Annotated in this window: 8 protein-coding genes; 7 read left to right on the forward strand and 1 reads right to left on the reverse strand. The window is 75.3% G+C overall.

Annotated features, from left to right (window positions below; translation table 11 throughout):
* Nucleotides 1–72: 72 nt before the first annotated feature.
* Nucleotides 73–2,781: a LuxR family transcriptional regulator gene (locus ACFYO8_RS01685; protein WP_355014840.1), complete on the forward strand. Its 2,709-nt coding sequence runs from the start codon at nucleotides 73–75 to the stop codon at nucleotides 2,779–2,781.
* Between the two features lie 32 nt (nucleotides 2,782–2,813).
* Here ACFYO8_RS01685 and ACFYO8_RS01690 read toward each other — a convergent pair whose 3' ends face one another.
* Nucleotides 2,814–3,572 carry a class I SAM-dependent methyltransferase gene (locus ACFYO8_RS01690; protein WP_354863963.1) on the reverse strand — a complete coding sequence of 253 codons (759 nt, stop codon included), beginning with the start codon at nucleotides 3,570–3,572 and terminating at the stop codon, nucleotides 2,814–2,816.
* A gap of 182 nt (nucleotides 3,573–3,754) precedes the next feature.
* Between ACFYO8_RS01690 and ACFYO8_RS01695 the strand changes: the two genes are divergently transcribed.
* From ACFYO8_RS01695 to ACFYO8_RS01720, 6 genes are all read left to right on the forward strand, one after another.
* Nucleotides 3,755–6,034, forward strand: coding sequence for an FAD-dependent oxidoreductase (locus tag ACFYO8_RS01695; RefSeq protein WP_354863961.1), 2,280 nt, complete (start codon nucleotides 3,755–3,757; stop codon nucleotides 6,032–6,034).
* The gene (locus tag ACFYO8_RS01700; protein ID WP_354863959.1) at nucleotides 6,031–6,351 is read left to right on the forward strand and encodes an antibiotic biosynthesis monooxygenase family protein; all 321 of its coding nucleotides are present in this window, start codon (nucleotides 6,031–6,033) and stop codon (nucleotides 6,349–6,351) included. Before ACFYO8_RS01695 ends, ACFYO8_RS01700 begins: the two co-directional genes overlap by 4 nt.
* On the forward strand, nucleotides 6,348–7,574 hold the full coding sequence (locus tag ACFYO8_RS01705) for a cytochrome P450 (RefSeq protein WP_354863957.1): 1,227 nt from the start codon (nucleotides 6,348–6,350) through the stop codon (nucleotides 7,572–7,574). Before ACFYO8_RS01700 ends, ACFYO8_RS01705 begins: the two co-directional genes overlap by 4 nt.
* 52 nt (nucleotides 7,575–7,626) lie before the next feature.
* Nucleotides 7,627–8,292, forward strand: coding sequence for a TcmI family type II polyketide cyclase (locus ACFYO8_RS01710; RefSeq protein WP_354863955.1), 666 nt, complete (start codon nucleotides 7,627–7,629; stop codon nucleotides 8,290–8,292).
* 76 nt (nucleotides 8,293–8,368) lie between these two features.
* Nucleotides 8,369–8,752 (forward strand): DUF1622 domain-containing protein, encoded by a 384-nt coding sequence (locus tag ACFYO8_RS01715; RefSeq protein ID WP_354863953.1) that lies wholly within the window; start codon nucleotides 8,369–8,371, stop codon nucleotides 8,750–8,752.
* 55 nt (nucleotides 8,753–8,807) lie between these two features.
* Entirely contained in the window at nucleotides 8,808–10,877 is a 2,070-nt protein-coding gene (locus ACFYO8_RS01720) for a heavy metal translocating P-type ATPase (RefSeq protein WP_387188590.1), read from the forward strand.
* Nucleotides 10,878–10,912 lie beyond the last annotated feature (35 nt).

Consider the following 10,912-nt stretch of genomic DNA (forward strand, 5'->3'; position numbering starts at 1 on the left):
TCGCCACGGCGACCACCCCGGGAGCATGTCTGCCTCTTTTCCGACGGGTTGCCCATCTGTGACACTGCATGCATGGTTTCTGCATCGACAGTGCATATAGCCTTGTGGGGGCGGGACGACGAGCGCGACGCGATCCGCCGGCTCCTCGACCGCGACGACGGCGGCGCGCTGCTGTTCCACGGGCCGCTCGGCTCCGGGCGCAGCACCCTGCTGGCGTACGCCCGCGGGTGCGCGGGGGAGCGCGCCGTGCTCACCGGCGTCGGCCTGGCCGACGAGGCGACACTGCCCTACGCCGGGCTGCACCGCCTGCTCGACCCGGTGCTGGACGCGGACGCGGCCCTCCCGGTGCGGCAGCGCCGGCTGCTGCGCCGCGCGCTCGGCGGCGACGGGTGCCCGGCCGAGCAGCGGCTGGCCCTGGCCGCGGCAGTGCGTTCCCTGCTCGCCGCGGTAGCGGTGGACCGGCCACTGCTGTGCACTCTCGACGACCTCGACGCAGGGGATCCGCAGAGCGCCTGGACGCTCGCCGTGGTGGCTCGCCGGCTGCGCCGGCTGCCGGTGGCACTGCTGCTGACCGCGACCGCCCCGGCCACCGTCGACGGCGTACCGGCCCATCGGCTGCGTCCGCTGGACGCCGACGAGTGCCGGGCGATGCTCGCCGGGCTCCGGGACCGCCCGCCCGCGCCGGTGGCCGCCGCGCTGGCCACGCTCAGCCGGGGCAGCCCGGCCGCGCTCGCCGACCTGGCCGGCACGCTCACCCCGGCCCAGTGGCGGGGTGAGGCGTCGCTGCCCGACACCCCGCCGGTGGACGGCGCGCTCGCCGCCTCGTACCGGGCCCGCCTGGACCGGTTGCCGGTCCCGACCCGGCGGATGGTGCTGCTCGCCGCGCTGGACCCCGGCGACGACCCGGGCATCCTGGTCCGCGCCGCCTGGGCGACCGGCCTGACCGTCGAGGCGCTCGCCCCCGCCGAGGCCGCCGGCCTGCTGCGGACCGGGCCGGGCGGGGTGACGTTCCCGCACCCGCTGGCCCGCACGATGATCACCGCCGTCGCGCCGCTCGCCGACCTGCGCGCGGCCCACCTGCTGCTGGCCGGCACGCTGGCCGAGGGCCCGCTGGGCCGGGCGCTGCGCCACGCCATCGCCGCCGACTGTCCGTCCGACGTGCTCGCTGCCGAGCTGGCCTCGGCTGTCGACGAGGTGCCGGACCGGGCCGCCGCCGCGGTAGTGCTGCGCCGCGCCGCCGAGCTGAACCCCGACCCCGGGCGCGCCGCGGAGCTGACCATCGCGGCGGCGCGCTGCGCCTGGACCGCCGGCGACCCGGACCGGGCGCGCGGGCTGCTGCGGCGCGTGCCTGCCGGATCACCCTCCGCCAACCTGGTGCGCGGCGACATGCAACTGCGCTGCGACGCGCCCGCCGACGCGGTCGCCACGCTGCTGGCCGCCGCCGACGCGGTCGCGCCGGTCGACCGGCGAGCCGCGCTGCTGGCGCTGGTTCGGGCCGGTGAGGGCATCTGCGTCACCGGCGACCAGTACCGGTACGCCGAAGTGGCCCGCCGCGCCGAGGCGCTGCGGCGGCCCGGCGACCCGCCCGGCCTCGACCTGCTGGCCACATTCGCCTCGGGCGTCGGGGCGACGCTGCGCGGCGACCACGCGCGCGGCGGCCCGGCGCTGCGCCGCGTCGTCGTCCTCGGCAGCCGGCTGACCGGGCCCACGCTCACCCCCGGCGCGCTGGTCTGCGCCGCCGCGGCGGCCCTGCTGGTCGCGGTGGACGCGCCCGCGCACCGCCTCGCCGGCCGCGCGGTGGAGGTGGCCCGCTCGCGCGGCGAGCTGTCCCTGCTGCCCCGGGCGCTGGAGCTGCGGGCCGTCGCGGAGTACTGGCTGGGCCGGCACGAGGCCGCGGCGCAGACCGCCCGCGAGGGCGTGCGCGCGGCCCGGGCCACCGGTCAGCACGTGTGCGCCCAGGTGCACCTCGGCATCCTCGCCGTGCTGGCGGCGGTCCGCGCCGACCGGGACGCCGCGCTGGCCCGGATCGCCGAGATCGGGGACGGGGCTGCGCCGGGGAGCCGGCCGGACGCGTACGCCAGGTGGGCCCTCGGCGTGCTGGATTTGATCGACGGCCGGTACGCCGACGCGGCGGCGCGGCTGTCCGAGCTGGCCCGCACCGGCACCGGCCGGGGTCAGGTGCTGGTCCAGGTGATGGCCACGCCGTACCTGGTGGAGGCCGCCGCCCACGACGGCGGGCGGCCGGCCGCCGCGCTCGCCGTGTTCGACCACTGGGCCAGCAGCACGGCGAGCCCGTCGCGGCGGGCCCTCGCCGCGCGCTGCCGGGCGCTGCTCGCCCCTCGTGGCGGCCCGGAGGCCGAACGGGAGTTCCACGCGGCGCTGCGGCTGCACCCGGCCGACACCGACCGGTTCGAGCGTGCCCGCACCGAGCTGCTGTTCGGCCGCGAGCTGCGCCGCCGGCGACGGCCCCGGGACGCCCGGCCGCACCTGCACCGGGCCCGGGAGGCGTTCACCCTGCTCGGCGCCACCGTCTGGGCCGACCGGGCGGGCGAGGAGCTGCGCGCGGCGGGGGAGTCGGTCGGGCCGGTGCGGCCCGGCCCGGAGCAGTTGCTGACCGGCCAGCAACTGCACATCGCCCGGTTGGTCGCGGAAGGAGCGACCAACCGGGAGATCGCCACCCGGATGTGCCTGTCCACCCGGACCGTCGACCACCACCTGCGCAACGTCTTCCACCGGCTGGGCGTGCGCTCGCGTACCGAGCTGGCCCGCCTGCTGGCCTGATCGCCGGGCCGGTCCGGCGCTCCCGGCCCGGGTCAGCGCAGCGCGGCCACCGCGGCGTCCGCGCCGCCACGCCAGAGCACGCCGGCCTCGGCGAACCCGGCCGCGCGCAGCGCGTCCAGGTGCCACGCCGCGGGCGGGCTCCACTCCGGGCTGTGCCCGGTCGGGTAGATCTCCCGCCGCTTCTTCACCAGCGGCCCGAGCACCGGGTCGTCGGCGGCCTGCACCCACCAGTCCGGCCAGGACAGCGCCGCACCGGCCCGGTGCCGGGCGTCTCGCCGTGCCTTCGCCAGTGCGCCGAGACGGGCGGCGAGCGTCGGCATCGTGTCGTCGGGCATGTGGTCGGCGTTGACGAACACGCCACCGGGACGCAGCACGTCGCGGATCTCGCGGTACAGCTCGGCCAGGCGCGGAGCGTCCACCCAGTGCAGGGCGGTGGCGGTGAGCACCGCGTCGTAGTCCCGGTGCGGCAGCACGGCGGCCCAGTCGGGCCGGTTGAGGTCGGCGGTCACCACGGTGGCCCGCCCGGACAGCGCCGCCCCGGCGAGGGTGAGCAGCACCGGGTCGAGGTCGAGCACCGTGACCTCGGCGTCGGGCCGGCGGGCCAGGGTCCGCAGGCTGATCGACCCGGTGCCGCCGGCCAGGTCGAGCACCCGGGGCGGCCGGTCACCGGCGACCGCCTCGACGGCGTCGAGCATCGCGTCGAAGCGGTGCTCCCGGTCCGGCATGAACGTCTCCTGCTGGCGGTCCCAGCTCTCCTGCCAGGCACGCACATCCAGGTCGTAAGGAGTCATGCCGCTGACGATAGTTACACGTCGCGGTCCTGTCGAGGCTTGTTGCCAAAGTTTTGCAATAAGAGCGGGCCGTCCCGGCGCCGTCACCGGGACCGGACGCGCGCCGGGGCGACGGTGACGAGCGGGTGACGCGCGCTGCGGCAGGGTCGCGGCACGACGACGGCACCGTCCGAGGGGGCTGCATGATCAGAACGATGCTCCGGCTGCGCGCGCGCCCCGGCTGCGAGCCCGCGGTCGGACCGGCGTTCGAGACGGTCGCCGGGCAGCTCGGCGCGCTGGCCGGCAACCTGCGGCACGAGTTGCTGCGCGACGCCCTCGACCCGCGCGGCTTCGTCGTCGTCACCGAATGGACCGACGAGGTGGCGCTGCGCGCGTACCGGCGGGGGCCGGTGGCGGCCCGCCTGGCCGACCTGCTCCGGCCGCTGACCGAGCCGGCCGACGATCCCGGATATCCGCTTCTGCGGGAGACCGGGGACGGCGACGGCCCGGTCTACGTGGACGTCGAGCTGACCGTGCCGCTCGACCGGCTCGCCGAGTTCCACCGCGGCTACCCCGAGGTGCTCCGGCGGATGACCGCCATCCCCGGTTACCGCCGCGAGCAGTTGCTGCGCCAGCCCGGTTCGGACATCCACCACATCTTCGCCGAGTGGGACGGCCGCGCGCCGTTCCTCGCCTGGATCGGTGACCCGGCCCACGCCTCCGCGCAGGCCGGGCCGATCGCGCCGTTCCTTCTCGACATCCGGCGTCGGCTGTTCCACGTCGTTCCCGACGTGGACGGCCGCCGACACCCCACTACGGGCTGGGAGGCCGACGTGCACAGGACAACAGACGTACTCGTCGTCGGGGCGGGACCCACCGGGCTGACCGCCGCCGTCGAACTGGCCCGGCGGGGCATCGGCTGCCTGGTGATCGACAAACAGGTCACCCCGCCCGGCCACGCGGACAAGGCGATCGGCGTGCACTGCCGCACGATGGAGATCTGGGAGGAACAGGACGTCGTCCGGGAGGCCATGGACGCCGGCATCTGGCTCACCGGCAACATGGTCTTCGTCAACGGCGCGCAGACCCACCGGATGAGCTGGGAGCTGCCCGGCCTGCCGTACGCCCACCTCGGGCTGCCCCAGTACGAGACCGAGCGGATCCTCACCGGCCGGCTGGCCACACTCGGGGTGCGCCCGCAGCGTGGCGCCGAACTCGTGGACTTCACCCAGGACGCCGACGGTGTGACAGCCACCGTCCGCACCGCCGACGGCGGCACCGAGACGGTACGCGCGGCGTACCTGGTCGGCGCCGACGGCGCGCACAGCCGGGTACGGGAGCGGCTCGGGCTCACCTTCACCGGCGGGCTGGGCCGGTTCCCGCAACTGTTCATGCTGGTGGACGTCGACGTGGACTGGGACATGCCGGACGGGCACCTGCTGCGGTTCCTGCACATGACCGACGGGCAGATGGACGGGATGCTCGTCTGTGTGCCGCTGCGCGGCGAGCACCGCTACCGCATCGCCACCCTGGCCCCGCCCCGGTTCTTCGCCCAGACCGGCGGGCGCGACGCCCCGCCCGGTTTCAGCGAGGAGCTCGACGAGCCGACCATCGAGGACGTGCAGGCCGCGCTGGACCGCCTCGCGCCACCTGGCACCCGGGCGACCAACCTGCGCTGGTCGTCGGTGTTCCGGATCAGCCACGGCATCGTCGACCGCTACCGCGACGGCCGCGTGTTCGTCGCCGGGGACGCCGCCCATCTGCATCCGCCCGCCGGTGGCCAGGGCATGAACACCGGCATCGAGGACACCTGGAACCTGGCCTGGAAGCTGGCGCTGGCGGTACGCGGGCTCGCCGCGCCCGGTCTGCTGGACAGCTACGAGACCGAGCGCCGCCCGGAGGGCGAGGAGATCGTCGGTCGGGCGGTACGGATGGCCGGCACCGAGGAGGTGGACCGCGCCGACCTGGAACGGCAGTTCCTCCAGGAGATGTCGATGCTGCTCAGTTACGCCGGCAGCCCGCTGGTCGGGGAGACCGTCGCCGACCCGGCCGCGCTCGGCGACGCGCCCCGCCCCGGTGACATCGCGCCCGACGTGGACGGGCTGCGACGGCGCGGGGTGGGCCACCCGCTGCGGCTGCGCGACCTGACCCGGGGCACCCGGCACGCGCTGCTGCTCTACGCCGACCGCACGGCCGACGCGGGGGAGCTGGCCGCGTTCACCGGCCTGTGCGCCGACGCGCGCCGGCTCGCCGGTGGGGAACTCGACGCGTACCTGCTGCTCGACCCGGACGCCGACGAGCCGCGACTGCTCGACCCGCCAGTGGTGCGTGACGCCGGGCGCCGCTTCCGCGCCGCGTACGGGCTGGACGGCACCGGCCTGTACCTGATCCGCCCGGACGGGCACGTCGGGTTTCGGGGTGCCCCGGTCGACCCGGACGCGCTGCGCAAGCACCTGCACCTGGTGTTCGGGAGCGCGAGGTGAGCCGGGTCCGGACGGTGCTGTCGATGCGGACCCGGGAGGGCTGCGAGGAGCGCTTCGAGGCCGAGTGGCTCACCGCCGCCGAACAGATCCGCACGCTCGACGGCTGCCTGCACCAGGACCTGGTCCGCGACGCCGACGACCCGCGCAGCTACCTGATCATCAGCGACTGGGCGGACCGCGAGCGGCTGGACGCGTTCGGCCGCAGCACGCACCGCGACCGGCTGCTGAGCATCATCCGCGAGCTGCGCGAGTCCGCCGACCGGCACACCTACCAGGTGCTGCACAGCGTGACCGGCGAGATGAGGGAGGGGCGATGACCGACGACGTGGTGCCGGCGAGCCAGCTCTACACCGACGCGTTCGCGGCCGACCCGTACCCCGCGCTGGCCCGGCTGCGCGCGGACCGGCCGGTCTGCCCGGTCGGCTCGCCGCGCTTCGACTCCTGGCTGATCACCCGCTTCGACGACGCGCGCACCGCGCTGACCGACCCGCGCCTGTCCAAGGACCTGTACGGCCCGGAGCAGCACTACCTGAAGATCTTCGGCCCGAACTCCGAGGGCCTGAACCGCAACATGCTCAACTCCGACCCGCCCGAGCACACCCGGCTGCGCCGGGTGGTGTCGCAGGCGTTCGCGCCCCGGCGGATCGAGGCGCTGCGCCCCCGGGTGGCGTCGATCGTCGAGCAGCTCATCGACAAGATGGCGCCGCACGGCGAGGCGGACCTGATGCACGAGTTCGCCATCCCGCTGCCGATGACAGTCATCTGCGAACTGCTCGGGGTGCCGCCGGCCGACCACGACCGGGTGCTCGACTGGACCCAGGTCATCCGCACCTCCGGCTCCGGCAGCCGGCCGCCGGAGCAGGAACGGGCAGCGGTGCAGGAGGCCCAGCTCCGGTTGCACCACTACCTGGCGGACCTGGTCCGCGCCAAGCGCGACGACCCGGCCGACGACATCATCGCCGCGCTCATCAAGGCGGTCGACCGCGACGGGACGCTGTCCGAGGCGGAGCTGGTCACCACCACGTTCCTGCTGCTGTTCGCCGGGCACCAGACCACCGCCGACTTCCTCGGCAACGCCGTGCTGGCCCTGCTCACCCACCCCGAGCAGATGGAGTTGCTGCGCGACTCGCCGCGCCTGCTGCCCGCGGCGATCGAGGAGCTGCTGCGCTTCGACGGGCCGCTGCCGGTGGCCAGCCCGCGCATCGCCACCGAGGACGTCGACTACCAGGGCGTACGCATCCCGCGCGGCGCGATCGTCGGGGTGGCGATAAACGCGGCCAACCACGACCCGGCGCACTTCGCCGACCCGGACCGGCTGGACCTGCGCCGGGTCCGGGGCCCGCACCTCGGTTTCGGGCACGGCGTCCACTACTGCCTGGGCGTCTCGCTGGCCCGGATGGAGGCCGAACTCGCGCTCGGCGCGCTGCTGCGCCGGCTGCCCGGCCTGCGCCTGGGCGTGCCGCTCGCCGAGGTACGCCGGCTCCCCGCCGCCTCGCCGTTCCGCGGTCTGCTGGAACTGCCTGTCACCTTCACCGTCTGACGGCGCCGCCACCTCGCGCCGCCGCCCCCGTCGCAATCACCAAGGAGCAGTCATGGTCTTCCGCAACGTGATCGTCTGTCACATGGTCCCCGGCAGCGAGCAGATCGTCGGCGGCGTGTTCGGCCACTACGACCAGGCCACCCGCCCGCAGGATCTGGGCGTCATCGGCCGGTACCTGCTGTCCCACCACGATCTCTACATCCACGTGATCGAGCGGGAGCAGGACCCGCGTATCTCCGGGCAGACCCGAGGGCTGCCCGCCTTCCAGAAGATCGCCGAGGAGATCGGCCCGTACGTGACTCCGTACCCGCGCTACTGGAAGAACCCGTCGGACTCGGTGGCGAAGGAGTTCTACCACTGGGCGCCCGAGGGCGAGCCGCCCGCCGACACCACGCTCACCGTGATCGTCGGGCGGATCAAGCCCGGCGCCGAACCGGACGTCGCGCGGGTCTTCGCCGAGTCCGACGCCGGTTCGCTCCCGGCCGACCTCGGCGTCACCGGGCGGTGGCTCTACTCCATCGACGACGTGTACGTGCACCTGCTCGAACAGGAGTCGTCGGCGGCCGAGGCGACCCGGGACCGGCACGGCGACAAGCCGGCCTTCGGCAAGGTGATGCAGGATCTCGGCCCGTACATCGAGCCGTACCGGCCGGAGCAGTGGCAGGGCCCGCAGGACTCGCTGGCCACCGTCTTCTACCGCTGGCAGGCCCAGGACTGAGCCCTCCCGTCGCCCGGGAGCGCGGAAACGCCACCCCCGCTACCGGCCGTACGCCAGGCTGGGGCGGGGGTGCCGGGTGTCGACGAAGGAGATCGTCCAGCACGTCGGGGCGCTGCTGGACCTGGCCGGGGTGCTCGTCATCGCGGCCGGCGTCGCGGTCGCCACGGCGGTGTTCGCGGTGCGCTGCGCCCGGACCCGGGCGGTGGTCGCGCACTACCGGGCGTACCGGCAGGGGGTCGGCCGGGCCATCCTGCTCGGCCTGGAGTTCCTGGTCGGCGGCGACATCATCCGTACGGTCGCGGTGTCGCCGACGTTCACCAGCGTCGGTGTGCTGGCGCTGATCGTGCTGGTCCGCACGTTCCTCAGCTTCTCCCTCGAGGTGGAGCTGGACGGCCGCTGGCCCTGGCAGGGCCGCCCTCCGGTGGACCGGCCGAGCGTGGGTGCCCGGCCCCAGCGCTGACCGGACGCCGCCGATTACCCCCTGGGGGTATGGTGGTCGGCGGAGGTGACGTTCGATGGAGCACGGACCTGGCCGCCACGGCGGCCACGACACCGGCCACCACGGCGGCCACGGCGGCCACGGCGGCGCGCACGCCGGGCACGACCCGGAGCAGTTCCGCCGCCGGTTCTGGCTGAGCCTGGCGCTCACCGTGCCGATCGTCGCCACCAGCCACATGGTGATGGACTGGTTCGGCTACTCGCTGGACTTCCCCGGCGTGCGCTGGGTCGGCCCGGTGCTCGGCACCGTCGTGTTCGCCTACGGCGGCTGGCCGTTCCTCACCGGCGGGCTGCGTGAGCTGCGCGAACGCAGCCCCGGGATGATGCTGCTGATCTCGATGGCGATCGTGGTGGCGTATCTCGCCTCGGCCGCCACCAGCCTCGGCCTGTTCGACCTGGACTTCTGGTGGGAGCTGGCCGCACTGGTGACCATCATGCTGCTCGGTCACTGGCAGGAGATGCGGGCGGTCGGGCAGGCGCGCGGCGCGCTCGGCGCCCTCGCGGCGCTGCTGCCCGACGACGCCGAACGCCTGGACGAGGCCGGGCGGCCGCATCCGGTGCCGGTCGCCGAGCTGCACGTGGGCGATCTGGTGCTGGTGCGCCCCGGCGGGCGGGTGCCGGCCGACGGCCGGGTCGTCGAGGGCGCCGCCGAACTGGACGAGTCGATGATCACCGGGGAGTCGCGGCCGGTGGCCCGCGCCGCCGGAGACCGGGTGGTCGCCGGCACCGTGGCCACCGACTCCACCCTCCGGGTACGCGTCGAGGCGGTCGGCGCGGACACCGCGCTGGCCGGAATCGGACGGCTGGTGGCCGAGGCGCAGGCGTCCGGCGGACGCGCGCAGGTGCTCGCCGACCGGTTCGCCGCGCTGCTGTTCTACCTGGCGGCGTTCGCCGGCCTGGCCACGTTCGCGGTCTGGGCGCTGCTCGGCGACCCCGACCAGGCGGTGGTACGCACCGTGACCGTGCTGGTGATCGCCTGCCCGCACGCGCTCGGCCTGGCCATCCCGCTGGTGGTGGCGCTGTCCACAGCGCTGTCGGCCCGCGCCGGCATCCTGGTCAAGGACCGGCTCGCGCTGGAGCGGATGCGCACCGTCGACACGGTCCTGTTCGACAAGACCGGCACGCTCACCACCGGCCGGCACACGGTGACCGGGGTGGCCACCACCGGCGGGATGGACGAAACGAGCGCCCTGGCCCTGGCCGGCGCGGTGGAGGCCGACAGCGAGCACCCGCTGGCCCGGGCGCTGGTCGCCGCCGCCGACGCCCGCGGCGCCCGTCCCGCCGCGTGCGGCTTCCGAGCACTTGCCGGCCGGGGTGTGCGCGCCGCTGTGGACGGCGTGGACTGGGCGGTCGGCGGGCCGGCGCTGCTGCGCGAACTCGACGCCGCGGTGCCGGACGACCTGGCCCGGGCCGCGCGGGAGTGGTCGGGCCGCGGTGCGGCGGTGCTGCACCTGATCCGGCTGCCCGAGGGCGGCCCGCCCGAGGTGACCGCCGCGTTCGGGCTGGAGGACCAGGTCCGCCCGGAGGCGCGGGCCGCCGTGGCCGAGCTGCGCGACCTCGGCGTACGCAAGATCGTGATGATCACCGGCGACGCGCGCCCGGTCGCCGAGGCGGTCGCCGCCGACCTCGGTTTCCGGCCCGGCGTCGACGAGGTGTTCGCCGAGGTCCTCCCGGCCGACAAGGACAAGGCGGTGGCCGGGTTGCGCGAGCGCGGCCTGACCGTGGCGATGGTCGGCGACGGCGTGAACGACGCACCGGCGCTCGCCCGCGCCGACGTCGGCCTGGCCATCGGCGCCGGCACCGACGTGGCGATCGAGTCCGCCGGGGTGGTGCTGGCCGGCTCCGACCCGCGCGGCGTGGGCGGCGTGATCCGGCTGTCCCGCGCGTCGTACCGGAAGATGCGGCAGAACCTGGCCTGGGCGGCCGGCTACAACGTGGTGGCGATTCCGCTCGCCGCCGGTGTCCTCGCGTGGGCGGGGATCGCGCTCAGCCCGGCGCTGGGCGCGGTGCTGATGTCCGCCTCCACCATCGTGGTCGCGCTCAACGCCCAACTGCTGCGCCGGGTCCGGATCGCGCCGGTCGACTGAACCGCAGTTCCGGTTCCTGAGTGGCCGGACGGTTC

The organism is Micromonospora sp. NPDC005257 (genome assembly GCF_042872445.1).
In the GTDB taxonomy this organism is placed as follows: Bacteria; Actinomycetota; Actinomycetes; order Mycobacteriales; family Micromonosporaceae; genus Micromonospora.

Coding starts and splice junctions, on each gene's coding strand:
- ACFYO8_RS01720 (WP_387188590.1), top strand. CDS start 8,808: ATGGAGCACGGACCTGGCCGCCACGGCGGCCACGACACCGGCCACCAC.
- ACFYO8_RS01685 (WP_355014840.1), top strand. CDS start 73: ATGGTTTCTGCATCGACAGTGCATATAGCCTTGTGGGGGCGGGACGAC.
- ACFYO8_RS01690 (WP_354863963.1), bottom strand. CDS start 3,572: ATGACTCCTTACGACCTGGATGTGCGTGCCTGGCAGGAGAGCTGGGAC.
- ACFYO8_RS01695 (WP_354863961.1), top strand. CDS start 3,755: ATGATCAGAACGATGCTCCGGCTGCGCGCGCGCCCCGGCTGCGAGCCC.
- ACFYO8_RS01710 (WP_354863955.1), top strand. CDS start 7,627: ATGGTCTTCCGCAACGTGATCGTCTGTCACATGGTCCCCGGCAGCGAG.
- ACFYO8_RS01705 (WP_354863957.1), top strand. CDS start 6,348: ATGACCGACGACGTGGTGCCGGCGAGCCAGCTCTACACCGACGCGTTC.